Origin of the sequence: Sphingomonas sp. QA11, from assembly GCF_028473665.1 — a bacterium.
Taxonomy (GTDB): Bacteria; Pseudomonadota; Alphaproteobacteria; order Sphingomonadales; family Sphingomonadaceae; genus Sphingomonas; species Sphingomonas phytovorans.
Map to the genome: position 1 here is coordinate 4539388 of NZ_CP098774.1, position 24827 is coordinate 4564214.

The 24827-nt window shown below is 66.2% G+C and carries 28 protein-coding genes and 1 riboswitch; of the genes, 14 read left to right on the top strand and 14 right to left on the bottom strand.

Going from position 1 to position 24827, the window contains the following annotated elements; genetic code table 11:
* Nucleotides 1–62: 62 nt before the first annotated feature.
* On the bottom strand, nucleotides 63–578 hold the full coding sequence (locus NDN01_RS20880) for a MarR family winged helix-turn-helix transcriptional regulator (protein ID WP_272623786.1): 516 nt from the start codon (nucleotides 576–578) through the stop codon (nucleotides 63–65).
* Nucleotides 579–683: 105 nt separating this feature from the next.
* Here NDN01_RS20880 and NDN01_RS20885 point away from each other — a divergent pair, with 105 nt between their 5' ends.
* Together NDN01_RS20885 and NDN01_RS20890 are read left to right on the top strand one after the other, a co-directional pair.
* A complete protein-coding gene (locus NDN01_RS20885) occupies nucleotides 684–2225 on the top strand; it encodes an alpha/beta fold hydrolase (protein WP_272623788.1) in 1542 nt (513 codons plus the stop codon).
* Between the two features lie 532 nt (nucleotides 2226–2757).
* Nucleotides 2758–3144, top strand: coding sequence for a hypothetical protein (locus NDN01_RS20890; protein ID WP_272623789.1), 387 nt, complete (start codon nucleotides 2758–2760; stop codon nucleotides 3142–3144).
* Between the two features lie 60 nt (nucleotides 3145–3204).
* On the opposite strand, the gene NDN01_RS20895 is transcribed toward NDN01_RS20890, so the two are convergent.
* Nucleotides 3205–3522 carry a hypothetical protein gene (locus NDN01_RS20895; RefSeq protein ID WP_272623791.1) on the bottom strand — a complete coding sequence of 106 codons (318 nt, stop codon included), beginning with the start codon at nucleotides 3520–3522 and terminating at the stop codon, nucleotides 3205–3207.
* A gap of 140 nt (nucleotides 3523–3662) precedes the next feature.
* Nucleotides 3663–4148 carry a hypothetical protein gene (locus NDN01_RS20900; protein ID WP_272623793.1) on the bottom strand — a complete coding sequence of 162 codons (486 nt, stop codon included), beginning with the start codon at nucleotides 4146–4148 and terminating at the stop codon, nucleotides 3663–3665.
* A gap of 254 nt (nucleotides 4149–4402) precedes the next feature.
* Here NDN01_RS20900 and NDN01_RS20905 point away from each other — a divergent pair, with 254 nt between their 5' ends.
* Both NDN01_RS20905 and NDN01_RS20910 read left to right on the top strand, forming a co-directional pair.
* Nucleotides 4403–5083, top strand: coding sequence for a hypothetical protein (locus tag NDN01_RS20905; RefSeq protein WP_272623795.1), 681 nt, complete (start codon nucleotides 4403–4405; stop codon nucleotides 5081–5083).
* 123 nt (nucleotides 5084–5206) lie between these two features.
* Entirely contained in the window at nucleotides 5207–5860 is a 654-nt protein-coding gene (locus NDN01_RS20910; protein WP_272623797.1) for a DUF6891 domain-containing protein, read from the top strand.
* A gap of 374 nt (nucleotides 5861–6234) precedes the next feature.
* Here NDN01_RS20910 and thiC read toward each other — a convergent pair whose 3' ends face one another.
* From thiC to NDN01_RS20950, 8 genes are all read right to left on the bottom strand, one after another.
* Nucleotides 6235–8130, bottom strand: a complete 1896-nt coding sequence (gene thiC / locus NDN01_RS20915) for a phosphomethylpyrimidine synthase ThiC (RefSeq protein ID WP_272623799.1) — start codon at nucleotides 8128–8130, stop codon at nucleotides 6235–6237.
* A gap of 10 nt (nucleotides 8131–8140) precedes the next feature.
* Nucleotides 8141–8545, bottom strand: coding sequence for a hypothetical protein (locus NDN01_RS20920; protein WP_272623801.1), 405 nt, complete (start codon nucleotides 8543–8545; stop codon nucleotides 8141–8143).
* Between the two features lie 45 nt (nucleotides 8546–8590).
* Nucleotides 8591–8692, bottom strand: a riboswitch (TPP riboswitch).
* 93 nt (nucleotides 8693–8785) lie between these two features.
* Nucleotides 8786–9781, bottom strand: coding sequence for a ferritin-like domain-containing protein (locus NDN01_RS20925; RefSeq protein WP_272623803.1), 996 nt, complete (start codon nucleotides 9779–9781; stop codon nucleotides 8786–8788).
* A 32-nt stretch (nucleotides 9782–9813) separates the two neighbouring features.
* A complete protein-coding gene (locus tag NDN01_RS20930) occupies nucleotides 9814–10806 on the bottom strand; it encodes a ferritin-like domain-containing protein (RefSeq protein WP_272623805.1) in 993 nt (330 codons plus the stop codon).
* 180 nt (nucleotides 10807–10986) lie between these two features.
* Complete coding sequence (locus NDN01_RS20935) at nucleotides 10987–11865, bottom strand: MipA/OmpV family protein (RefSeq protein WP_272623807.1); 879 nt, start codon at nucleotides 11863–11865, stop codon at nucleotides 10987–10989.
* Nucleotides 11866–11935: 70 nt separating this feature from the next.
* Nucleotides 11936–12310, bottom strand: coding sequence for a DUF2141 domain-containing protein (locus NDN01_RS20940; RefSeq protein ID WP_272623809.1), 375 nt, complete (start codon nucleotides 12308–12310; stop codon nucleotides 11936–11938).
* Nucleotides 12297–13118: a sterol desaturase family protein gene (locus NDN01_RS20945; RefSeq protein ID WP_272623811.1), complete on the bottom strand. Its 822-nt coding sequence runs from the start codon at nucleotides 13116–13118 to the stop codon at nucleotides 12297–12299. Before NDN01_RS20945 ends, NDN01_RS20940 begins: the two co-directional genes overlap by 14 nt.
* 39 nt (nucleotides 13119–13157) lie before the next feature.
* A complete protein-coding gene (locus NDN01_RS20950) occupies nucleotides 13158–13736 on the bottom strand; it encodes a TetR/AcrR family transcriptional regulator (RefSeq protein ID WP_272623813.1) in 579 nt (192 codons plus the stop codon).
* A gap of 174 nt (nucleotides 13737–13910) precedes the next feature.
* Here NDN01_RS20950 and NDN01_RS20955 point away from each other — a divergent pair, with 174 nt between their 5' ends.
* The 6 genes from NDN01_RS20955 (at nucleotide 13911) to NDN01_RS20980 (ending at nucleotide 19099) form a co-directional block, all read left to right on the top strand.
* Complete coding sequence (locus NDN01_RS20955; RefSeq protein ID WP_272623815.1) at nucleotides 13911–14438, top strand: glutathione binding-like protein; 528 nt, start codon at nucleotides 13911–13913, stop codon at nucleotides 14436–14438.
* A 54-nt stretch (nucleotides 14439–14492) separates the two neighbouring features.
* Nucleotides 14493–15683 carry a lycopene beta-cyclase CrtY gene (gene crtY / locus NDN01_RS20960; protein WP_272623817.1) on the top strand — a complete coding sequence of 397 codons (1191 nt, stop codon included), beginning with the start codon at nucleotides 14493–14495 and terminating at the stop codon, nucleotides 15681–15683.
* Nucleotides 15680–17164: a phytoene desaturase gene (locus tag NDN01_RS20965; RefSeq protein WP_272623819.1), complete on the top strand. Its 1485-nt coding sequence runs from the start codon at nucleotides 15680–15682 to the stop codon at nucleotides 17162–17164. The genes crtY and NDN01_RS20965 overlap by 4 nt, the downstream gene beginning before the upstream one ends.
* A 145-nt stretch (nucleotides 17165–17309) precedes the next feature.
* A complete protein-coding gene (locus NDN01_RS20970; protein ID WP_272623821.1) occupies nucleotides 17310–17891 on the top strand; it encodes a TIGR00730 family Rossman fold protein in 582 nt (193 codons plus the stop codon).
* Nucleotides 17888–18835, top strand: coding sequence for a phytoene/squalene synthase family protein (locus NDN01_RS20975; RefSeq protein WP_272623823.1), 948 nt, complete (start codon nucleotides 17888–17890; stop codon nucleotides 18833–18835). Before NDN01_RS20970 ends, NDN01_RS20975 begins: the two co-directional genes overlap by 4 nt.
* A 48-nt stretch (nucleotides 18836–18883) precedes the next feature.
* The gene (locus NDN01_RS20980; RefSeq protein WP_272623825.1) at nucleotides 18884–19099 is read left to right on the top strand and encodes a hypothetical protein; all 216 of its coding nucleotides are present in this window, start codon (nucleotides 18884–18886) and stop codon (nucleotides 19097–19099) included.
* On the opposite strand, the gene NDN01_RS20985 is transcribed toward NDN01_RS20980, so the two are convergent.
* Together NDN01_RS20985 and NDN01_RS20990 are read right to left on the bottom strand one after the other, a co-directional pair.
* On the bottom strand, nucleotides 19088–19498 hold the full coding sequence (locus NDN01_RS20985) for a hypothetical protein (RefSeq protein ID WP_272623827.1): 411 nt from the start codon (nucleotides 19496–19498) through the stop codon (nucleotides 19088–19090). The two genes, NDN01_RS20980 and NDN01_RS20985, sit on opposite strands and share 12 nt — an antisense overlap.
* A 55-nt stretch (nucleotides 19499–19553) precedes the next feature.
* A complete protein-coding gene (locus NDN01_RS20990; RefSeq protein ID WP_272623829.1) occupies nucleotides 19554–19784 on the bottom strand; it encodes a hypothetical protein in 231 nt (76 codons plus the stop codon).
* Between the two features lie 94 nt (nucleotides 19785–19878).
* Here NDN01_RS20990 and NDN01_RS20995 point away from each other — a divergent pair, with 94 nt between their 5' ends.
* Nucleotides 19879–21696: an ABCB family ABC transporter ATP-binding protein/permease gene (locus tag NDN01_RS20995; protein WP_272623831.1), complete on the top strand. Its 1818-nt coding sequence runs from the start codon at nucleotides 19879–19881 to the stop codon at nucleotides 21694–21696.
* A gap of 3 nt (nucleotides 21697–21699) precedes the next feature.
* On the opposite strand, the gene NDN01_RS21000 is transcribed toward NDN01_RS20995, so the two are convergent.
* Nucleotides 21700–21987: a GNAT family N-acetyltransferase gene (locus NDN01_RS21000; protein WP_272623833.1), complete on the bottom strand. Its 288-nt coding sequence runs from the start codon at nucleotides 21985–21987 to the stop codon at nucleotides 21700–21702.
* Between the two features lie 122 nt (nucleotides 21988–22109).
* Here NDN01_RS21000 and recQ point away from each other — a divergent pair, with 122 nt between their 5' ends.
* The 3 genes from recQ to NDN01_RS21015 all read left to right on the top strand — a co-directional run bounded on the left by recQ (nucleotide 22110) and on the right by NDN01_RS21015 (nucleotide 24823).
* Nucleotides 22110–23879 (top strand): DNA helicase RecQ, encoded by a 1770-nt coding sequence (gene recQ / locus NDN01_RS21005; RefSeq protein WP_272623835.1) that lies wholly within the window; start codon nucleotides 22110–22112, stop codon nucleotides 23877–23879.
* Between the two features lie 126 nt (nucleotides 23880–24005).
* Nucleotides 24006–24437: a TIGR01244 family sulfur transferase gene (locus NDN01_RS21010; RefSeq protein WP_272623837.1), complete on the top strand. Its 432-nt coding sequence runs from the start codon at nucleotides 24006–24008 to the stop codon at nucleotides 24435–24437.
* Complete coding sequence (locus NDN01_RS21015; RefSeq protein WP_272623838.1) at nucleotides 24434–24823, top strand: hypothetical protein; 390 nt, start codon at nucleotides 24434–24436, stop codon at nucleotides 24821–24823. Before NDN01_RS21010 ends, NDN01_RS21015 begins: the two co-directional genes overlap by 4 nt.
* Nucleotides 24824–24827: the final 4 nt, after the last annotated feature.

A 24827-nucleotide genomic window follows, 5' to 3' on the forward strand; every position in this document is an offset into this window, starting at 1 on the left:
TCCCGTCGCGGTGATGAACCGGATTGGAGCGCGGTTGAATCAGGACGCCCCCGGAGATGTGCTCAGAGGCCGAGAGTCAGCGTGCGCAGCAATGCGGCAAGATGATCGCGCTCCTGCCCGCTGAGGCTGGTCACCGCCTCGGCAGCCTCGGCGAAGCGTACGCTGATCGCGGCATCGACAAGGTCCCGGCCGCGATCGGTGAGCATCGCCGTCAGCGCACGCCGATCGTCCGGATCGCGCTCGCGGGTCAGCAGGCCCCGCGCCTCGAGCCGGTCGAGACAGGCGGTCATCGCGCCCGAGGTGAGCAGCACCGAGCGCCGCAACAGGGTCGGCTTCAGGCGGCAAGGCGGCCCGGAGCGTCGGAGCGTCGCCAGCACGTCAAGATCGGTATAGCTGAGCCCAGCCGGCTTCAGGACCTCGTTGGCCCGTGCCTCCAGTCGACCGGCGAGGTGCAGAATCCGCCCGACCACCGCCATCGGCGACGCATCGAGATCGGGCCGTTCGCGTCGCCAGTCGCGCAACAGCTGATCGACCACATCCCCTGCGCCCGCCTCCCCCTCTTCTTCCGATTCCGACATGCCGCCTTCCCTTCATTTATATCGATATCAAGTATCTTGACTTGAAGCTATATTGATCGAACCATGGCGTACGATCCCAGACCGGAAATCGGAGAGAGCGCCATCATGAAGAACATCCTCGCATGGTGTGGGCCCGCCTTCATGCTTGCCGTCATGGTGGCCGTGCCGGTCGCCCGGGCGGCGCCCGTGCCGCCACGCCAGGCAGGCGAAAAACGGGTCGAGCAGGGGGTGGCGACCGCGATCGACGGCACGACGATGAACTATGAGATCGGCACGCTGTTCGTGCCCGAGAATCGGGACAAGCCGGACAGCCGGCTGATCGGGGTGGGCTTTGCGCGGGTGAAGGCGGCGCGTCCGACCGGCGCGCCACCGATATTCCTGCTTGTCGGCGGACCGGGCGCGACCATGCTCGACATCATCCTCGATCATGACGAGGTGGCGCGGCGGCGCGTGAAGGTGTGGCAGGCCCATGCCGAGGTCGCCGATCTCGTGGTGATCGAGCAGCGCGGCTATACGCTGCGCGGCGACCGGTTAGAGTTGGCGACCAAAGCGCTGCCGCTCGACCGGCCGATGACCGTCGCCGACGATATCGCGATCGTGCGCGACCTGGCGCGGCGCGCGGCACCGGCCAATCCCGGCAAGGACCTGTCCGGATACACCATCGTCCAGGCGGCGAACGATGTGGACGACCTGCGCAAGGCGCTCGGCTATGACCGGATCAGCCTGGTCGCGGCAAGCTTCGGCTCGCAATGGGCGTTCGCGGTGATGAAGGCGCATCCCGGCATCGTGGCCCGGGCGGTGCTGTCCGCGGTCGAGCCGCTCGATTATGGCTATGACATGCCGGCGGCTGTGTTCGGGGCGTTCCAGCGCATCGCGTTCGACGCCGACCGGGACCCCGGACTGAAACCCTGGCTGCCGCAAGGCGGGCTGATCGCCGCGATCCAGGCGACGCGCGACCGGCTCGCCAAAGAACCGGTGACGGTCGTGGTCAGGGACGCTGGCGGCGCGGCGCGCACGATCGTGATGGGGCTGGAGGACTATCAACTCGCGCTGATCACCTATTCGGCGAACGCGGCGACCTTCCCGCGGTTTGTCCTGTCAGCCTATCACGGTCACTATGACGACTGGGCGCGGGACGACATCGACTGGCGGAAAGCCGAACCGCGCGCGCTGATCAACCCGCTGATCAATATCGGCCTGGGCATGTCGGCGGCCCGGCAGAGCCTGTTGTGGAGCGACCCCGCGCTGCCGGTGCTGGGAAGCTGGAACTTCGCATCCTATCTGGCCACCGTCGGGGAATGGCCCACGCCCGATGCCGGCGACGACTTCCGCACGCCCGTTTCAGATCCGACGCCGGTCCTGTTCGTGCACGGCGACTGGGATACCTCGACCCCGGTCGACAATATGCTGGCGATGCTGCCCTATTTCCCCAACAGCCGCGCAATCCTGATCCACCGCGCCCAGCATAACGGCGCTTTCGCGATGCTGCGGAGCCGGCCGGCCGTGGCTGCGAAGATCCATGATTTCCTGCGTAGCGGCACGACCGACGGGCTGCCGACGGATGTCGCGCTCGACCCGGTGACCTTTGCCAGGCCGGATTTCCCGGCGCCGCACGGCGCAGACGATTCGCCCCACCCGACCGGATAGCCGACCACAAGGCGGTGCGAATGGCACGGCAGCCGGCCGGTTCCGTCATCGCCCGCGAATCGCTTTCCGTTGCCCGGCGGGATTATGGCGCAGGAATCCATCAGGATTCAGGTGTTTGCGCATGAACTTCACGCGCGAGGGCCTCATGTCGCGCTCAATTGATGAGAAACGGCAATCGCGATCTGATATCAACCATCGCGCCCGGCCTGTTCGGCACGGGATTGAAGCATCGCCGGGCAGGATGGGGAGATACAATTATCGGGAGCAGGATGAGCACCCGCATCCTATAGTATATTGTGAGTTTATGCCGGATAGCCGGAGTTCTTTACGGGACCTGCGCCGGCTGCGCCGCAACAATAGTGTATAGATAAGCTGTCATAACTGCAGTATGTTTCGGAGAGGTTTGCCGGGGGAGACATGCCCCCTCGATAAGGTCGGAATGTCTTCCATCGGATGCGGCGGCCACCGCGTCCTGGAGGGCGACGAAACCGGGCCCGTCCAGGGCCGACGACATTCTTCGAGGAACGACATCATGCAGCGACGACCCGAAATGTGCATCGTCAACCGCGAGCTGGTGGAGGATCTGGAGCCGCTGGTCGGATCGCAGGCCGAGGTGATGCAGCGGCTCGGGATCAGCTGGAACAGCTGGATCAAGATCGTCGCCGGCCTGCCGGTCCGCAAGTCGGTTGGGCAGCGCCTGAAGGAGCGCGCATTGGCGCAGGCAGCCAGCGCCCAGGGACTGAAAGCGAAATTCCCCTGCAGCTCGGCGCCGGACGGGATCAATCGCGCGGCACTCGACAATGCCTTCATGTTTCCCGCAGCCAATGATGCCGAAGCGGCGCCCCGGCCGGCCGGATATGGCCTTCGCGGCGTTCGGCGCGCGCGGTCGTTCGGGATGTGCGAAGGCGCAGCGCACTGACAAGCCTGATTTGCTTCGGGACAGCGGACCTCGCCGCCGCCCCGAAGGCATCATTTCCAGCTATCGCGGGCTCGCCGATCCTTTCTTCGGCGTAGAGCTTGGCTTGGGCGTCGGGCTTGGACTGGTCGTGCCGTCGTCTCTCATCGCCTCGTTCAACTGCTGCGCGCGGATTCGGATACCGGCATCCTGCTCGGGCGTGATCTTGCCCTTGCCATATTGCAGCGATCGATAATCCTTTTCGGCCTGGCTCTGGTCCGAGGACGCCGGACCGCTCGTGTCGCCCGAGGCCTGCTGAGCGGCGGCGGACTGGGCGAGGGCACCGCCCGCGAGAAGCAGGCCGGCCGCCGAGGCGAGGAAAAGCTGGGTGATCGTCTTCATGGTACATCCCTTCCGGTTCCGGCCGGCGATCGGCCGCGTGGCCGGCGCCGCCCGGGCACCGGTGGGAGCATCATGCGATTCCCGCGGCGACGTTGCGCGTGACAGGCGTCACGCCGTCGCGACACGCTATCGTCGGGCTGTCACCGCGACGCCGGTCGCCTGACCGCCAGCACCCCGGCGGCGATGAAGGCGATCAGCACCAGCCCCTGGACGATCACAAAGGCCGGTTCAGTCCCGGTCGGGGCGAAGGCATTCAGGAAGGGGATCTTCTGGAAGGCCTGCACGACCCCGACAAAGACGTTGAAATAGAGCGCGATGACCGCGGTGACGGTATAGACCGCACGCCATATCCCGGCGCGTTCGAACACATAAAGGGCGACCAGGGCGACGGCGAGATCGACCAGCGAGATCGCGCCGACGACATGTGGCGGGCCGATCACCTTCGAATGGAAGAAGAAGCCGGTAACGCTGGTCAGGATCGTGAAGACGAGAAAGGCGAGGTTCCAGCCGCCCAGCCACCGCCCCCGCAGCAAGGCGACAAGAAAAACGAGCCCGGTCGCGATGCCGATCAGGCTGATGATCGTGTGAAGTTGCGTGAACGCCGCTACCGACAGGCCGAGAATCATCGTTCGTCTCCCCGTTATTCCTGCAGACTATACTTCGTGGACAGTCGCGGCGAGCAGATTCGTAACCGTAACGAAACGATCGGTTCGCGTGACTTCCTGGCGATTGGATGCCGCCAGCCCATCGGCGGCACGCGCCGAGACGCGAAGAAGACACGGCCGACCGGCTTGTCCGGCAGGTGCCCGCCACCTCGATTGACGCCCGCCGAGCGCGTGACCATAGGCTGGCCGCGCTTCGGCAGCGGAAGAAGACGTGGATGGGTGCTGTTTCGGCCGTCTTCTACTTTCTCAGCCAGCATTCCCTTCTGGCAATACCGCTTTATCCGTTGGCCGCGCTGGCGATCGGGGCGGTGCTGGCCAGGGTGACCGGCCGGCGCTGGTGGCTGTTCCTCGGCGTGCCGGGGCTGGCGATGGCGGCGGTCAGCCCGCTCTTCGCATCGGCGGTGAATGCGCTCTTCCTCAATGCCGCCGGCACGACGGGCAGCGCGGTGATCGTCCATGCCGAGGAGACGAACTCGACGCTGAACGACAATCCGATCTGGTATTATGAAGCCGTGGTGCGGACCGCGGACGGCCGCGACGTCGAGACGAGCTTCGACACCATGTCAGCGTCGATCTACCCGTGGCGCAACGAAATCCTGATCCCGCCGGAGGGCGAGCGGTTCGTGGTCACCTATATCCCCGGCTTTCCGCGCAACATCGCGATCATGGTCGACCAGTCGCCCTATGGCCGCAAGCGGCTGATCCAGCGCGACCGGGAGCCGGTCGACACGGCGGGGGCGAAGCTGGCGGCGGCGCCCGGCAATGCGGATTTTCGCGAGGCGTATCGGAAGGCGCTGACCGGCTTCATCGCGCGCCACGGGGTTGATGCCGACCGTGCGCTGCTGGCCGATTATCGGGCTAAACTTGCCGGGCTTGAGACGCAGCCGTCGCGATAGGAGGCAAGGACGATAGGCAAGCTCTGGAAATTGCACCCAGTCACCATCATTATCGGTGCCGACACGCCGTGTCCGGCACGGGCCAAACCGCCGGAAACCAGTTGAGCAGTCAGGAAGGACCGCATGAAATCCCTGTTCGATCGCCTGTTCGGACGCCGCGAGGCCATGACAACAACCGCCGAGGTCGCACCGGCCGCCAGCCCCGACCCCGATGAGAAGATCGACCGGCTGCGCGACCAGATCCGGCGCGATGTCGCCACCGGTTTCTATGATGAGGACGTCATCCTGGTGCAGGCGGTCGCTTCCTTCGAGGAGGAGTTCGATCCGCCCGTGCTGCGCCGTGAGGCACAACGGCTGCTGCGCGAGGCTCTGTTGGAGCATAGCGAAGCACAGCGCGGCTGGCCCGAGCGCACTGACTGCGACCGGCTGGACGACGCGTTCGCCGCGCTTGAAGCCAGGGGCATCGTCTCGCGCCAGCACTTCACCTGCTGCGGCACCTGCGGCTCCACCGAGATATGGGACGAGATCGACGCGGTGGAGAAAGCCGGCCGGCCGGCGCGCGGCTATGCCTTCTATCATGTGCAGGATACGGAACGCGCCGCCGAGGGGGGCGGGCTCCATCTGAACTATGGCGCTTGCGAGGAGGGCGAGGAGGCTGCCCTGGCGGTGGCGAAGGACATCGTCACGCACCTCGAGGCGCATGGGCTTCGGACGGAGTGGGACGGGAGTTGGGCGCAACGGATTGCGGTGTCGCTCGATTGGAAGCGGCGGCGTTAGGGCCAACCCACCGGCACATGGATCAAGTGGAGCGTCAACGTCATCTCGCGGGTAGAACAAGACGGCGAGATGAGGAAACTCGTTCCGGCCACTCCTTGGGTGAGAAGCTGCGAAAGTCTATCGCCACCAGCATTCCGTCATTCAGCCCAGGCCATCGAGTGGCAGCCCTAACCCCGAATCGATCTGGCAGCCCAGATCGGCCTTAGCCATCCTCGACATGGAAGGGCCCTGGCACATTTGCGGGATGGGGCGGCAGGCGAACGGAATTAATCACCGGATCCGCATCGATAAACGGTGCATCATCCATCGCCGATCGGGGCAACGCGTTCTGGCGGAAAAGAACCGCATCGCTGCCCCGATCAGCGACATGCTGACTACTCTGCCGCTGGCAGGTAGATTTCCCCGCCGGTCTGCCGGAACTTCTCGCTCATTTCGTCCATGCCCTTTTCCGCTTCACCGTTGGCGAAACGGGCACGCGCCGCGTCAGCCTGCTGCGCGGGATCGGCCGCGAGGAAACTGTCCACGCCGCTGTTCTGCTTCGCCGCGAAGTCCCGCACTTCCTGCGTAATCTTCATCGAGCAGAATTTCGGCCCGCACATCGAACAGAAATGCGCGGTCTTGGCACCTTCGGCCGGGAGCGTCTGGTCGTGATATTGCTCAGCCGTGTCGGGATCGAGCGACAGGTTGAACTGGTCGCGCCAGCGGAATTCGAAGCGGGCGCGGGACAAGGCGTCGTCGCGCAGCTTCGCGGCCGGGTGGCCCTTGGCGAGATCGGCGGCGTGGGCGGCGAGCTTGTAGGTGACGACACCCACCTTCACATCGTCGCGGTCGGGCAAGCCGAGATGCTCCTTGGGGGTGACGTAGCAAAGCATCGCCGTGCCGTACCAGCCGATCATCGCGGCGCCGATGCCGCTGGTGATGTGGTCGTAGCCGGGCGCGATATCGGTGGTGAGCGGCCCGAGCGTGTAGAAGGGCGCCTCCCCGCAGACCTCGAGCTGCTTGTCCATGTTCTCCTTGATCTTGTGCATCGGCACATGGCCGGGGCCTTCGATCATCACCTGGACGTCTTCCTTCCAGGCGCGGTGGGTGAGCTCGCCGAGCGTGTAGAGCTCGCTGAACTGCGCCTCGTCATTGGCATCGGCGATGCTGCCCGGGCGCAGGCCATCGCCAAGCGAATAGGCGATGTCATACGCCTTCATGATCTCGGTGATCTCGTCGAAGCGCTCATAAAGGAAGCTCTCCTTGTGGTGCGCCAGGCACCATTTCGCCATGATCGAGCCACCGCGGCTGACGATGCCGGTGACACGCTTCGCCGTCATCGGGACATAGGCGAGGCGAACGCCCGCATGGATGGTGAAATAATCGACGCCCTGTTCGGCCTGCTCGATCAGCGTGTCGCGGAAGATGTCCCAGGTCAGGTCCTCGGCCACGCCGCCGACCTTTTCCAGTGCCTGGTAGATCGGCACGGTACCGATCGGCACGGGGCTGTTGCGCAGGATCCATTCGCGGGTGTCGTGGATGTTGCGGCCGGTCGACAGGTCCATCACCGTGTCGGCACCCCAGCGGATCGACCAGACCATCTTGTCGACTTCCGCCGCGACGTTAGAGGCGACCGCGCTGTTGCCGATATTGGCGTTGATCTTCACGAGGAAGTTGCGGCCGATCGCCATCGGTTCGGATTCGGGGTGGTTGATATTGTTGGGGATGATCGCGCGGCCCCGCGCAACCTCGTCGCGGACAAATTCCGGCGTGACATGATCGGGAATCGACGCACCCCAGGACTGGCCGTCGCGGATCAACTGATCCTTGGCGGCGGCGCGGCCCATATTCTCGCGGATCGCGACATATTCCATCTCGGGCGTGATGATGCCCCGGCGGGCATAATGCATCTGGCTGACATTGGCCCCGGGCTTCGCCCGGAGGGGGCGCTTCACCACATTGGGGAATTGCGGCACGCCGGCCGAGCGATCCGGGCCGGACAGGCCGTTATCCTCCGGCCTGATCTCGCGCGCGTCATAGGATTCGACGTCGCCGCGGCCGAGGATCCAGTCGCGACGCAGCGCCGGCAGGCCGGCATTGATGTCGATGATCGCCTTGGGATCGGTATAGGGGCCCGACGTGTCATAGACCCGGAGCGGCATTTCGCCGCTCGACGGCTCAAGCATGATCTCGCGCATCGCCACGCGCCATTCCCCGACATGGATCTTGCGCGAGCCACGGATGGGGCCGGTGGTGACACCGATTTCGGTGCGGGCGGGGATGTCTGCCATGGGTATTTCCTCAGTAGATAATAGGTTTGGCGGTGACGCCGGCGACCAGGAAGGCGAGGCCGAGCGCGAGCACGACGATCGCCCAGACACGGGTGGCGGTGGCGAGCGGACGAGTCAGGTGAAGGCCGCGATCCTGCAGGACGATCAGCCCCATCCCCTTGGCCATCGCCGTCCAGCCGACCAGCGAGACGGCGACGGCGAGCGGATCAGACCAGCGATTGTGGACCCCGACAATCACGGCACCGGCAATGAAGCCGACCGCGCCCGCGACCAGCAACAGCGCGGGAGAGGCAGCGAATTCATCAAATGCGCGACGCCACCGATCCCCGTTCGCCAGCCCGCCAAGGCCTGTGCCGGCGAGATAGACGCCGATCAGCATCGCGAGCAGCGCGGTCGCTGGTGTATGAATCGTCATGGCCACCTCCTCACGCAGTGCGGAGGACGGGCCACGGCTTTCGGGTGAAAGCCGCTCCCTCCCTCCGCCGGTTTCAACCGGATCAGGTTCGGCGGGTCGGGGGCTGCAGCCCCCCTCTCAGGCGCGCATCAGCGCCCCCCCGGGGAAGCGGGGACCCTAGGCGTATCGGCTGACAAAGAAAAGGCCGCGCGACCCGCGTCGCGCGGCCTTTTCAGCATGCTTCGCAGCGAGCCGGTCCGGTCAGTTGGCGCCGCTCGTCTTGAAATAGGTGCTGATGACGCCGTTCGGATAGAAACCGCCGCCCGTCACCGCCGCGCGATTGGTGTAGAGGACGTTGAGCACCTGCGCCGGGGTGCGGCCGGCGACAAGGCCGTCGATCGTGGCCGGCGTGATGTTCGACGTCGTGGCGTTGCCCGTGACCCCCTGGTCGAGATCAGTCGCGCCGTCGAGCGCGTCCCGCGCCCCGCTGAGCTGATCGGTGGCGGTACGCGCCGCCGTGCCGCGGCCATAAAGCTGCGATCGGATCAGCGCCGCCTCATAGGATTTTGCAGCAAGAGCATCCGCCGCCACATTGACGAGAACCAGGTTCGTGATCGCCGGGGTTGCGCCGATATAGGCAGTGACCACGACATCCTGGAGAATGAAAGCGCCGAGCAGGAAGTTGAGATCGCTGGAAAAGGCGTCGAACGTGTCGGCCGGGCCGATCAGCCCGCCGGCACGCGCCAGGCGGGTGAAGCCGCCGGTGACCGAGCTGGAAAGATCGATCGACGGCTGCGCGGACACCGCCGCCGAGCCGATCGCCGAGCGCAGGATGCCGAGCTGGGCGAGCTCCCGGGTCGCGATCTCGCGGGCATATTGGCCGAGCAGCGCATCGCTGAAGGTGATCTGCGCCCCGCCTGACACGGTGCCTTGGGTACCCGTGCCGGTGAGCAGCGATGCTGCGACGCCGCTACCCGTCGTCGCCAGCGCGAAATATTGCGCCGTGAGATACTGAAGCTGAAGCGCGAAATTCAGATAGTCGACGTCGAGCGCGACGGTCGAGGTGGAGGTGGGCGTCGGCGTCGCGGTGCCGGTCGGCGTGGGGGTCGGGGTCGGGCTGCTGTCGCCGCTGCCACCACAGGCAGCGAGGCCCATCGCCACCGTGGCGCCACCGGCGAGTTGCAGGAAGCGGCGCCGCGCGCCGGCGCGATCATTGTCCGCGCCGGGCGCCGTCATCGGGGTATCGGTATCGATCATCGTGAATCTTCCCTTTGGGAGCAATATTGCGATCAGTTGACGGCGCTGGTCTTCACGGCGCCGTTGAGGCCTGCCGTGAAGAAGCCGCCCGAGCTGACCGCCGCGCTGTTCAGGTAGAAGATGTTCAGCACCTGGCCCGCACTGCGACCAAGCACGATACCCTCGGGATTGGCCGGCACGATATTGGACACGAGGTTGCCGTTGACCGTGGTCGGCGAGATGCCGTGATCGAGATCCTTGCTGGCATCGCTGCCGACGCCATCAAGCGAATCGCGGACGTCGGAAATGCTGTCGGCGTTCGTGCGGAGCGCGGGGGTGGCAACCCCCTTTGCGTAGAGCAGCGAGCGGATCATCGACGCATGGTGCGCATGCGCCGAGAGCAGGCCTAGCACCTGGCCAAGGATCGTCCTGTCGGTGATCGACGCCGCGGCGGCGGCATAGCCGGTGACGATGACGTCCTCGATCATGAAGGCGCCGAGCAGGAAATTCTGGTCGCTGGCATAGACGTCGAACGCGGTCCCCGCCGTAACGACGCTGGCCGCGCCGGCCAGCTTGGAGAAGGCGCTGGTCGCGGTGACGCCGAGGTCGATCGCCGGCTGCGCCGTCACGCCGTCGCTGCCGAGCGTGGTGCGCAGGAACGCGACATGCGCCGCCACATCCTGCGCGATTTCCTGCGCATATTGCGAGACCAGCGGATCAGTAAAGGTCACCTGGCGCGCGCCGGTGGCGGCACCAGCGGTGCCGACCCCGGTAAGCTGAGCGGCGGGAAGGCCGACGCCCGACACGGCGAAGCTGTAATATTGCGCCACGAGATATTCGATCTGGAGCAGGAAATTGCCCATATCGTTGTCGGCGATCGTCGCCGCCGACGCCGAGGTCGCGATCGACAGCGCGCCGGCCCCCGCCACCGTGGCCGCCGTGGCGCCAAGCGCTGCCTTGAAGAATTCGCGGCGCTCGTTGCGCAGTTCGGGTTCCGGCTGGAGGGCTGATTCGCTACTCTCGATCAGCTGCTGGTCGTCGGTCAAAATGACCTCTCCTTGAGATGATTTCCCGCACGCGCGAGAAGAATTTGGCCACCGGCCCCAACCATTTGCAGCGGTCGGGCGAACCGATTCCAGCCGGTTTCTGCACCCCGGTAGCCGATCTACCCGGCCGACATCAACAACCGTTAACGGCCAATCCCGCTCAAGCCGACACAGTCCGCCTCAAAAGGTGTAACCGAGCCCGATCGCGCCGAGCCATTGATTGGGGCTGCCGGCGATGCTGGTCACCGGACTGGCGGCGAAATCGTCCTGCATGCGAGTGTAGGAACCCGTCACGTAGATGCCCAGACCATGAAGCAGATCGCCGGTGAGCGAACGGCCGGCGACGAGCCCGACATTGAGATCCTTCCAACCCTTGCGTCCGCTGAACACCGGCAGGCCGCTGCGCGCCGATCCGGCGGCATCCACGTCGAAATAGGCGCGGGCATAGCCGGTGCCCGCATAGTCGGCCGAGACCGAGAGCGCGACGAACGCCTTGCGGCTGAGCGGCGTTGAATATTCGATCGACGGGGTGATCACATAGCTGCGATAGATATTGCTGAGATCGTGGACATAGGCGACGCGGACGGTGAGATTGTCATAGTCGCTGGTGATCAGGCCGGTCTTGCCGATGCCGACGAACCCGCCGGCCTCAAGCGCGACCTTGCGGCTGCCGAGCGCCTTTACCTGCGGATCGACGATTCGGCCGACGCGGTTGAAGTTGAGACCGGCGATCGGCCCGAGCTGGAGATCGAAGGACGGACCGGGGGGATTGGGGATCAGGTCGACGTACAACTGGGTGTTGCGCGTGAAGAAGCTGAACCCGTCAAGCTTGCCCCGCGCCGCGAACGCCGGCGTCACGACATAGTCGTTCGACCCTTCATAGCTCGGCAGATAGGCGACACCGCCGCCGATGGTGAGGCTGTTGCGGTTCTGCTCGACCGTTTCGACGGGCAGCGGCGCCGGAGAAGGCGGGCCGGCCGAATCCTGCGCGAAGGCGGGGGCTGCGGTGCAGGCAAGCAATGTCGCGAGCGAAAGGGCGATATGGTTTTGCGATATCACGAAAATACTCCAGGCCGGATCTCGGACCGGGGAAACGCCGCCCGCATCGCTTTGGGTCCGCCGCGTGATCCTAGAGAAGGTAAAGCATCTTCACCTGTTGCGCATCGGCATCACCCGATACGGTGAAGCGTGCCGCCTTGAAGCTGGGCGGACCGAAGGTGATGATCGGGTTGCGCGAGAAGCCGAAGCCCTCGCGCGGGATGCCGGCAAAGGTATCGAGCTTGCCGTTGCTATTCTCGTCATGGATCACCGCGATGGCATAGTCGCCGCGCGGCAGCCCGTCGAAGCTGATGTCGTGAGTGGTGGCCAGAACGGAGCGCGTCACGGCGCGCCGGTCGTCGGTGCATTTGGGGAAATTGGCGGGATCGGCAGTGAGGCAGATCCGGATCATGCCGCGCGTCGAGCGCAGCTTCGCCACGTCGAGCGACAGATCAGAGACCGGCATCGCCCCCGGCAGCAGCGCCATCGCCGTGAGCGCCAGACCCAGGCGCTTTGCCCAGAACCGCCTTGCTCCTGGCCCGGGCATGGTCGCGCGCGAAATCGCCGACGCCGCGATCGGTGCCGCACAGCCGGTCCCAGAACCGGAAATAAAGCCCATAATTCCCCCCATAATGCTCATGGTGGCGTTGATGATGGCTCGCGGTGATGAGCCACGCCCCCATTCGCCCCCGCCACATGAACGCAGGGAAAACCTCCCACCCCATATGGTTGGTAACCCCCATAAGCGTCATGACCGCAAGCACCACCGCCAGCGCGCCGGCATGAATCGGAATCACGAACACCAGTAGCGGAATTGCCACAGCGCCGGTGACCGCCTCGATCGGGTGGAACGCCATCGCCGCCCAGGCGGTCGGCGGGCGGCTGGCATGGTGGACGGCATGGGCGATGCGGAACGGCCGGGGCAGGTGCATCCAGCGATGAGTCCAGTAGAACCAGGTATCGTGCGCCATCAGGTACAGCAGCACCGACAGCGGCAAATACCAGAGCGGGAACGCATGGAGATCGTTATAGATCAGCGTCCAGCCGCGATTCTGCCAGCCCCAGGCGATCACGCCGGCCGGCACGCCGTAGATCGCGGCTGAGGCGAGACTCCACCCGATCTCGCGCCTGATCTGGGGATCGAGCCCGGCATAGAGGCCAGGATGCCTGACCCTGGTCGCCATGGCGAAGGCGCCGCTGACGATCAGGTAGCGCACCCCGACGATCGCCGACATCGCGACGGCGGAGAGCAGGATGGCGATGGCGACGGTCATGCAGCGCCTTATACGCCGAACGCCCGGCGCGTCATGCGTTCAGACGATCATCGCGGCACAATCGCGCGCGATACGGTCAAGCGATTCGCGCGGCTCCCCGGCGCGGGCGCGGATGCTGAGCGAATGGAGCACCGAGGCGACGATCGCCGCCGATGCGGCCGGCCGGGTACTGCCGGCGGCCGCGAGCAGTTCCTCGATGCAGCGATCCTCCATCGCCAGGAAGGCGCAGAGCGCGGCGCGGACTTCCGGATCGGCCGCGGCCTCGGCCGTGGCGGTGCCGATCAGCAGGCAACCCGAAGGCCCCTTCTCCCCCGACATATAGCCCTGGATCGCGCCGAGCAGCATGCGTTCGACCATTTCCCGCAGCGGCAACGCGAAGCCGCCGAGCGTGACGAACGAACGCTCGACCCGATCGGTCAGCCGCGCGAGCGCCGCGAGATACAGGGACCTTTTGTCGCCGAACGCAGCGTAGAGGCTCGGCCGGGCAAGGCCGGTGGCCTCAGCCAGGTCGTCGAGCGAGGTGCCGGCGAAACCATGGGTGCGGAACCGTTCCGACGCGGCCTTGAGGGCGACGTTCGCATCGAAGCTGCGCGGCCGGCCGCGGGGGCGCTGTGACAAATTATGTACCGTTTCGCAAAGAATAGTTGACTTGAATATATATTATGCGAAACGGTACGAAAATCAACCAAGGCCCAGGGAGGTCCCCATGAACTCTATTTCATTCCCTTCGCCTGCTCGCTCGCGACGCGGATCGCGATCGAGGAGGCAGAGCTCGACGCCGAGTTCATCCAGGTGCTGCCGGGCGGCCGCCTGCCCGACGGACGCCCGTTCAGCGCGATCAGCCCGATGGGCTATGTGCCCGCGATGGAGACGGTCGGCGGCCTTGCGCTGACCGAGGGGCCCGCCGTGCTGACCTATATCGCCGATCTCGCCGCCGAGGGCGTGCTGGCGCCCGCCCCCTATACGGAGGAGCGCTATCAGATGATGCGCTGGCTCAATTTCATCTCGACCGAGCTGCACAAGGCAGTGTTCGCGCCGCTGATGAGCAGCGCGCCGCCCGAGGGCGCCAAGGCCTGGGCGCGCGAGCTGGCCGCGAAACGGTTCGACCTGCTGTCGAGCCGCCTCGACGGCAGCGACTATCTGCTCGACAGCTTCAGCGTGGCCGATGCCTATCTGCTCAGCGTGCTCAACTGGTGCGAATATGCCGGGATGCCGATCGCCGACTGGCCGGTACTGCTCGGCTGGCGCGGCAGGATGCGCAAGCGCCCCTCGGTGGCGCTGGCGATGGCCACTGAAATGCCGTTGCGCGAAGCCGCCTGAAACATCTCCCCTGCCCGATTTGCGGGAACGCGCGAATCGGGTAGGCACGGGCGCATGCCCGCCCTTCCCTCCTGCGATATCGCGATCGTCGGCGCCGGGCTGGCCGGCGGGCTGGTGACGCTGGCGCTCAAGAAGCGGCATCCCGCTCTGGACGTCAGGCTGATCGAGGGATCGGACGGGGTCGGCGGCAACCATGTCTGGTCCTTCTTCGCCAGCGACGTGGCGGATGCCGACCGCTGGATCGTCGCCCCGCTGATCAGCTATGGCTGGAAGAGCTACGACATCGCCTTCCCGGCGCACCGCCGCACGCTGGGCGCGGCCTATTATTCGATCGAATCCGAACGGCTCGACGCGGTGGTGCGCGCCGCCCTGCCCGAGGGCGCGCTGATGACCCGGCGCAAGGTGCTTGGCGCGAGCCCGACCGCGGTAGTGCTGGCCGACGGCGAGCGAATCGAGGCCAAGGGGGTGATCGACGCGCGCGGGCCGGGCGACCTGGCGCTGCTCGAGCTTGGCTGGCAGAAATTTCTCGGGCGCGAATGCCACCTGGAAGAACCGCATGGCGCGCCGAATCCGATGGTGATGGACGCGACCGTCGAGCAGATCGACGGCTATCGCTTCGTCTATTGCCTGCCGTTCGCCGCGACCCGGATGTTCGTGGAGGACACCTATTACAGCGACACGCCCGAGCTCGACCGGACAATACTGGCCGGACGGATCGACAGCTATGTCGGCACGCGCGGCTGGCGGGTCGACCGTGTCGCGCGCGAAGAGGCCGGCGTGTTGCCGGTCGCGATGGGCGGCGATTTCGAGGAATATTGGCGCAGCGGCGGCAACAAGGTCGCCAAGGCGGGCATGCGCGCCGGGCTGTTCCACCCGACCACCGGCTATTCGCTGCCCGATGCGGTGCGGACCGCATCGCTGATCGCCGGAACGAGCGACCTGTCGGGCAAGGCACTGCACGACCTGACCTATGGCCTGGCCCGGTCGACCTGGCGCCGGCGCGGCTTCTACCGCATGCTCGACAAGATGCTGTTCAAGGCAGCCGAGCCAGCCGAACGCTATCGTATCCTCGAGCGCTTCTATCGGCTCGATCCCCGTCTTATAGGCCGTTTCTATGCTGGACGTTCGACCCTATCCGACAAGGCCCGTGTCCTGATGGGCAAGCCACCCGTACCCATCGGCCGCGCTTTTGACGCCGTCATCGGCCCGGCGATCCGTCCGGTCGCCAGGCGGAGCCCGACATGAATCGTTCGGCCATCGTCATCGGCGCGGGCTTCGGTGGCCTCGCGCTCGGCATCAGGCTTCAATCGGCCGGCGTCGAGACGACCATCGTCGAGGCGCGCGACAAGCCGGGCGGGCGTGCCTATGTCTGGGAGAAGGATGGTTTCACCTTCGACGCCGGGCCGACCGTCATCACCGACCCGGCCTGCCTGCAGGAGCTGTGGGCGCTGACCGGGCGCAGCATGGCGGACGATGTGACGCTTGCCCCGGTGCTGCCCTTCTACCGGCTCACCTGGCCCGACGGCACCAGCTTCGACTATACGAATGACGACAGCATCCTGATGGCGGAGATCGCCCGGCTGAATCCGGAGGATGTCGCCGGGTACCGCAAGTTCCTCGACTACGCGGCCGGAGTCTATCAGGAAGGCTATGTGAAGCTAGGCCATGTCGCGTTCCTCGACTTCGCCTCGATGATCAAGGCGGCGCCGGCGCTGGCGAAATACCAGGCGTGGCGGTCGGTCTATTCGATCGTGTCGAGCTTCGTGAAGGACGAGCATCTGCGCCAGGCGCTGAGCTTCCACACCTTGCTCGTCGGCGGCAACCCGATGACGACCAGCGCGATCTACGCGCTGATCCACAAGCTCGAGCGCGACGGCGGCGTATGGTTCGCAATGGGCGGCACCAACAAGCTCGTCGCCGGGATGGTCGCGCATTTCGAGCGACTGGGCGGCGTGCTGCGGCTGGACGATCCGGTGACGAGCATCGAGACGCTGGGCGACAAGGCGACCGGCGTGATCACCGCGTCGGGCTGGGAAGGCAAGGCCGACATGGTCGCGTGCAATGGCGACGTCATGCATGTCTATCGCGACCTGCTGAAGACGTCGCGCAGCGCGCAGCGCACGAAGAACCGGCTTGAGCGAAAGCGCTACTCTCCGTCGCTGTTCGTGGTGCATTTCGGAATCAAGGGCACCTGGCCCGGCATCCCGCACCATATGATCCTGTTCGGCCCGCGCTACAAAGGCCTGCTCGCCGACCTGTACGACACCGGCGTGCTGCCGGAGGATTTCTCGATCTATCTGCACCATCCGACCGTGACCGATCCGAGCCTTGCGCCGGAGGGGCATTCGGCCTTCTACGCGCTGGCGCCGGTGCCACATCTCGGCAAGTTCCCGGTCGACTGGGCCGAGATCGGGCCGATCCTGGAGAAGCGCATCCTCGACGAGGTCGGGCGGCGGCTGATCCCGGATATCCATGACCGGATCGTGACCAAGTTCCATTATGCCCCGAACGATTTCGCGCACGACCTGAACGCACATCTCGGCAGCGCCTTCAGCCTTGAGCCGATCCTGACGCAGAGCGCCTGGTTCCGCGTGCACAATCGCGACGACGAGATCGCGAACCTGTATTTCGTCGGTGCTGGCACGCATCCGGGCGCGGGGATTCCGGGGGTCGTCGGAAGCGCCAAGGCGACGGCTGCGTTGATGCTGGAAGGACCATTGCGATGACTTTTCAAATCCTCCCCGGCACGGGGAGGGGGACCATTCGCTTCTTCAGCGAATGGTGGTGGGGGAGCACCACCAGCGCTTCGCCTGCCGAAGCCCCCCTCCACCATGCTTCGCATGGTTCCCATCCCCGTACCGGGGAGGAATTGTGAAGCGTCTCGCCGTCTATTGCGGGTCAGCCACGCCGGCCGACCCGGTCTATATCGATTCAGCCCGCGCCGTCGGCCGCGCCCTTGCCGGACGCGGCATCGGCGTCGTCTATGGCGGCGGCCGGCTTGGGTTGATGGGTGCCGTCGCCGATGGCGCGATCGAGGCGGGCGGCGAGGTGATCGGCATCATTCCGACGGCTCTCGTCTCAGCCGAGGTGGCGCATCGCGGGCTGACCGAGCTTCATGTCGTCGACACGATGCACCAGCGCAAACAGGCCTTCACCGACCTGTCCGACGGCTTCATCAACCTACCCGGCGGCACCGGCACGATGGACGAATTGTGGGAGGCGCTGAGCTGGGCGCAGATCGGCTATCATGCGAAGCCGGTCGGGTTGCTCAACGTGGCCGGCTATTACGACCATCTGATCGCCTTTTACGCGAAGATGGGGGAGGTCGGCTTCCTGCGGCCGCAGCATCAGGGAATCCTGATCATCGACGACGGGCTCGACGGGCTGCTCGCCAAGATGGCGGCGCATGTGCCGATCGAGACCATCACCAAGATGCGCAAATCGGACCTGTGAGCCCGACGCTGCCAGGCCGCGACGCGATCGTCGCGACGGCGGCTGAATCGATCGCCCGCGGATCGAAGAGCTTCGCGACGGCGAGCCGGCTGTTCGATCGCAGGACTCGCGAGCGTGCCTGGCTGCTCTATGCCTGGTGCCGGAAATGCGACGATATCGCCGATGGCCAGGATCACGGCCACGGCATGACCCGGGTCGACGACGCGCCCGAGCGTCTCGCGCGCATCTCGGCGATGACCGAGGCGGCATTGTCCGGCCACCAGGTCGGCGACCCGGCTTTCGATGCGCTGCGCATCGTGGCGGCCGAGACGGGAATGCCGCCGCGTTTCGCGCGCGACCTCATCGCCGGTTTCGCGCTCGACGCGGAGGACTGGCGGCCCCGCAGCGAGGACGACCTCTATACCTATTGCTATCATGTGGCCGGGGCGGTCGGGTGCATGATGGCGGTGGCGATGGGGGTACCGCCCGGGGACGAGGCGACGCTCGATCGTGCGTGCGACCTCGGCATGGCGTTCCAGCTCGCCAATATCGCGCGCGACATCGAGGAGGATGACCGGGTCGGGCGCTGTTACCTGCCCGTGGAATGGCTGGTGGAAATGGATATCCCGCCTGGCCAGCATATGAAGCCCCCCTTTCGCCAGCGGCTCGCGGTGCTGGCGAAACGGCTGGCGGCGCGCGCCGAGGCATTCGAGGCGAGCGCACGGGCCGGGACGCCTGCCCTGCCGCTGCGATCGGCCTGGGCGGTGCTGGCGGCGGCAGGAATCTACGGCGCGATCGGCCGGGAGGTTGCCGCGCGAGGAGAGCATGCGTGGGACCGCCGTGTCACGACCTCCACCGGCGCCAAGATCGCCATGATCGCCCGGGCAGCGCGGGAGGCAATCGGACGACGGACGCTGTATCCGCCGGTGCCGCGCGACCCGAACTTGTGGACAAGGCCGCGCTAACCTTTTCCGGTGACCGTCACGATACCATCCGGGCTTAGGCCTTGATGCATGACCATGCTCTCCCACCGCTTCTCCCGTGCGCTTGCGCAGGGACGCGCCAGGCCGGCTGAACCGCCGAGCCGCGCGTCGCTGCTCGCAACGCTGCTGCAGAAGCGCGCGACCGCGCATCAGATGGGCGCGGAAGAGCTTGAATCGCTGCTGCGCGCCCAGATCCGCTGGTCGCTGCCGATCGTGCGCGAACCCGGGAACGGATCAGCCGAGTAACGGCTCGCCCGGATAGGGCTTGCGGTGCGACCATATCCCCAGCGCGCCGCCCAATAGCGGCAACAGCACCGCGCAGGCCTGCATCCAGAACGGATGGGGCAGCATCACGATATTGGCGATGCTGCCGGCGAGCACCACCGCGGTGACGATCCGCCCCGCCATGCGCCAGTCGCTGATACGAAGCGCCAGCCAGGCCCCGGCGAAAGGACCGGCGAACCAGCCGGCCGCGACGAGCAGCTTGGCCGCGATCGGCATGCCGGCGACGACAGCCGCGAGCGCCGCCGGGTCATCGCTTTCCAGCTGGGGCATCGGATAGAGATAGCTGGCAAGCGCATCGAAGGCGGAAACGACCAGCATCGCCGCCAGCGCGCCCAATATTATGCTCAGAATCTTGCGCATCGATCGTCCCGCCACCTGTAGCGGATAGCGTAACAGGCCCAGAGCGAAGGCGCTATCAGCCGCCGCGGCGCTGCGGATCCAGTTGGACGAGCTGCGGGCGATTCGAACGGCATGCCGCGCTGATCACCGGATAGTCGATATCGGTGTTGCGCTGGAGCATGGCGGGCATCGCCGCCTGGCATTGGGCGGCCGTGGCATAGCGTACCGGCACGACCCGCGCCTCGGCACATTGGGCCGAACCGTCAGCACATCCCATGATCGCCATGACGAAGTAGAACGGTTCCATGCTTCGGCTCCCAGTCAAGGTATCAATCGACGAGACGAGACTCTTGTTCCGTGAAATGCTTCCGATCGGGGGCCGGCCGCCTATATGGGACGCAATGCCGCCCATGACCGAACCAACCCGCATCGAGCGCCCGCTGATTCCGACGCTGCGGCGCTTCCTGCCCTATCTGTGGCCGGCCGACGCGCCGATGCTGCGGCTGCGCATCGTGGTCGCGCTGCTGCTCGTACTCGCGTCGAAACTGGTCCAGGTTTATGGCGCGCCGTTCGCGCTGCAGGGCGCCATCGATGGCATGGGCGCAGGCGACCGAAGCGCGACGACGCTGATCCTATTGCTGGTGATCGGCTATGCCGCCGCCCGGTTCGGATCAGTGGTGTTCGACAATCTGCGCAACGCTGTGTTCGAGCGCGTCGGGCAGGAGGCAACCCGGCGGCTGGCGGCGGCGGTGTTCCGGCATCTCCACCGGCTGTCGCTGCGTTTCCATCTCGAGCGGCGCACCGGCGCCGTCACCAAGGTGGTCGAGCGCGGCACCAAGAGCATCGACACGATGCTCTATTTCCTGTTGTTCAACATCGCCCCGACGGTGCTTGAGCTTGGCTTGGTGCTCGGCATCTTCTGGACCAAATTCGGTCCCGGGCTGGTCGTCGGCACCGTGGTGATGGTCGCGGCCTATATCGTCTTCACCCGGATCGTGACTGACTGGCGCGCTGCGTTGCGGGCGCGGATGAACGATCTCGATACCGGCGCGGTAGCGCATGCGGTGGATTCGCTTCTGAATTTCGAGACGGTCAAATATTTCGGGGCCGAGGAGCGCGAGGCCAAGCGGTACGACGAGGGCATCGCCGCCTATGCCAATGCAGCGGTGATCAGCGAGAATTCGCTCGCTTGGCTCAATATCGGCCAGGCGCTCATCACCAACCTGATGATGGCGGGCGGCATGGCACTGGTCGTATGGGGCTGGAGCGAGGGGCGCTATACCGCGGGCAATGTCGTGCTGGTCAGCACGTTGCTCTCCCAGTTGTTCCGGCCGCTCGACCTGCTCGGCATGGTCTATCGCACGATCCGTCAGGGGGTGATCGACATGGGCGCGATGTTCGACCTGATCGACACGCCGTCCGAGGTTGTCGACGCGCCCGGCGCGAGCCCGCTCGTCGTCGGCGCCGGGCACGTCCGGTTCGAGGATGTCCGCTTCGGCTATGACGACGGCCAGCCGATCCTGAAGGGTATCGACCTGGATATTCCCGCCGGACACACGCTGGCGGTGGTCGGCCCGTCGGGCGCCGGCAAATCGACGCTCGCAAGGCTGATGTACCGTTTCTACGACCTGACCGGCGGGCGGATCACCATCGACGGGCAGGATATCGCTGGCGTCACGCAGGATTCGCTACGCGCCGCGATCGGCATCGTCCCGCAGGACACGGTGCTGTTCAACGACACGATCGGCTATAACATCGCCTATGGCCGCGAGGGTGCTGGCCAGGACGAAATCGAGCGCGCCGCGCGCGGCGCCTCGATCGCCGAATTCATCGAGCGCCAGCCTCTGGGCTATGAAACACGGGTCGGGGAACGCGGGCTGAAGCTGTCGGGCGGCGAGAAGCAGCGTGTGGCGATTGCCCGAACCCTGCTGAAGAATCCGCCGATCCTGATCCTCGACGAGGCAACCAGCGCGCTCGACAGCCGAACCGAGGCGGAGATCCAGGCGACGCTTGAGGATATCGGCCGTGGCCGATCCACCATCGTGATCGCACACCGCCTGTCGACCGTGGTTGATGCCGACGAGATCGTCGTGCTTGAGGCGGGCCGGGTGGTCGAGCGGGGCAGCCACGCGGCGCTGCTGCGGCAGGACGGGCTCTATGCCGAGATGTGGAACCGCCAGGCCCAGGAACGCGAAGAGGGAGCGCTGGCCGCCGAATGATCCTCAGGCCGTTGGTTCGGCCAGCAGGTCCTGCCATTCAGGGTGGCGCTCGATATAGGCCTTCACGAACGTGCAGACCGGTCGCACCTTCAACCCGCGAGCGCGGACCTGGGCGAGCGCGCCGGAGATCAGCCGGCTCGCCACGCCGTGCCCCTCCAGCGCGGGAGGGACGATGGTGTGAGTGAAGGTGATGATATCGCCGTCGAGCGTATAGTCGCTGAAAGACAAATGGCGGTCGACCACCAGTTCGAAACGGTGGGCGGCGGTGTTGTCGCGGACATCTTCGGTCATGCGCCCGTGCTAGCAGGAAAATCGCGATGGGGCACCTGGCCGCGGGTCCGCCTGACCGTGGGACGCGATATATCCCGAAGCCCTGCATGGCTTTTTGATGCGGCGAGGCTATTTGGGACAGCGTGATCGATCCGCTTCCCACATTGCAATCCACCTTCGGCTTCCCCGAATTCCGCGGGGTCCAGCGCCAGGTGGTGGATCGCGTCCTCGCGGGTGAGAACACGCTGGCAGTGATGCCGACCGGCGCCGGCAAGTCGCTCTGCTATCAGCTTCCAGCGGTGATGCTCGACGGGACCTGCATTATCGTCTCCCCGCTGATCGCGCTGATGCACGACCAGCTGCGCGCGGCGGAGGCGATCGGCATCCGCGCCGCAACCCTGACCTCGGTCGACACCAACCAGATGGAAACCATCGGTCGATTCAGGGCGGGCGAGCTCGACCTGCTCTATGTCGCGCCCGAGCGCGCCTCCGGCGAGAGTTTCCGCAACCTGCTGTCGCAGGCGCCCCTCGCGCTGTTCGCGATCGACGAGGCGCATTGCGTCTCCGAATGGGGGCATGATTTCCGGCCCGACTATCGGCTGCTCAGGCCGCTGCTCGACCATTTCCCGGATGTGCCGCGCCTCGCGCTGACCGCGACCGCCGACGCCCATACCCGCGCCGACATTCTGGAGCAGCTCGGCATCCCGCGCGACGGCAAGATCGTCGCCGGGTTCGACCGCCCCAATATCCGCTATCTGATATCCCCCAAGGACAACACGACCCGGCAGATCGCCGATCTGATCGCCGAGCAGCCGGGCCCGGGCATCGTCTATGCCCAGACGCGCAAGGCGGTCGAGCAGCTTGCCGAAAAGCTGGCTGCGACCGGACGTTCGACCCGGCCCTATCACGCCGGGCTCGATCCGCATGTCCGCGCGCGCAACCAGGCCGATTTCGTCGCGTCCGAGGACATGGTGATGGTCGCCACGGTCGCATTCGGCATGGGAATCGACAAGCCGGACGTGCGCTTCGTCGCGCATGCCGGCATGCCCAAGTCGATCGAAGCCTATTATCAGGAGACCGGCCGCGCCGGCCGCGACGGCGACCCGGCGATCGCCCATCTGTTCTGGGGGGCGGAGGATTTCGCCAAGGCACGCCAGCGCATCGCCGAGGTCGAGCCGCATCGCCAGGCGGGCGAGCGCACCCGGCTGACCGCGCTTGGCGCGCTGGTCGAGACGGCGGGATGCCGGCGCCGCATCCTGCTCAAGCATTTCGGCGACGACAGCCCGGAAACCTGCGGCAATTGCGACAATTGCCTGAACCCGCCAAGCGCGGTCGATGCGACCGAGGTGGCGCGCAAGTTCCTGTCGGCGGTGTTCCGCACCGGGCAGAGCTTCGGCGTCGGCTATATCGAGAGCATCCTGACCGGCCAGTCGAGCGAGCGCAGCCTGATGAACGGGCATGAGGCGCTTGGCGTGTTCGGCATCGCCTCAAGCGCCGAAGAGGCAGCGCTGATCAAGCCGGTGGCGCGCGCGCTGCTGCTGCGCGATGCACTGCGCGCCAATGATTTCGGGGGCCTTGAATTCGGGCCCGAGGCGCGCGCGATCCTCAAGGGCGAGTCCGGCATGGCGCTGATCCTGCCGCCGAAGCGCGAACGGCGCCGGCGCGGCGGTGGCAGCGGCGCGGCCAACCCGACCGGCGATCCGCTGTTCGAGGCGCTGCGCGCCAAACGCCGCGAGCTGGCGCAGGAGGCGCAGGTGCCGCCCTATGTGATCTTTCATGATTCAGTGTTGCGCGAGATGGCGACCATGAAGCCGGCGACGCTTGGCGCGATGGGGCGGATCACCGGTGTCGGCACCCGCAAGCTGGAGGCGTATGGCGATGCCTTCCTCACCGTGATCCGGGACGGGGCGTGATGCGGCGCCCGTCTCCTTTCAGGAAAGCGGCTGGGGTGAGCTTGACCCGGCCCGCGGCGTCTGGTCGATAGCGGATCACCCTCCCACCGCGCCGCGGCGGGAGACGGTCCTTGGAGCAAGTTCGGCATGCAGATTCGCCCCGTTGACGACACTATTGCGGTAGCCCCGCAGATCCTGCCCGGGGACATGGCGGAGATCGTCGCCGCCGGTTTCACCGCGATCGTCAATAACCGGCCAGACGACGAGGAAGGCGGCCAGCCCGAGGGCGACGCGATCCGCGCCGCGGCCGAGGCGGCGGGGCTCTCCTATACCGCGATCCCGATCACCCATGCCGGTTTCTCGGGCAACCAGGTCGATGCGATGGTGACGGCGCTCGAAGCGGCGGGCGGGCCGGTGCTCGCCTTCTGCCGGTCGGGTACACGCTCCTGCAATCTCTGGGCGCTGGCGCGGGCGAAGATGGGCGACCAGCCCGACCGGCTGATGGCCAAGGCAGCGGCGACCGGATACGACCTGACCGGCATCCGGCCGATGCTCGACGCCCTCGCGGGCGGCAGATGAACTGGACCCAGCTCGCCGGATCGATCGCGGCGATCCTGGCGCTGGCCGGGGTCGCGCGGTGGCTGCGGCTGGGCGAGAGCCGGATCGGCAGCCCCGCCGAGGCGCGCGAGATCGCCGAGGACATGCTGGCCGGCTTCTATGCGCATGCCGCCCTGGTCAGCCAGGATGGCGGCGCGGCGATCGTCGCTGGCAATGGCGCGATCGCGGTCCTGAAACGCCATGGCGCGCAGGTCGCCGCACGCCGGCTGCTGGCACCGCTGACGCTTGGCCCGGCGGTCGAGGGCGTGACCGTCAGGACCGGCGAGAGGCTGTTCGGCGACGTGACCCTGCTCGGCGTGCTGGAGACTGATGTGCGTGGGCTGGAAGCGTCGCTGACAAGAGTGTAAGCAG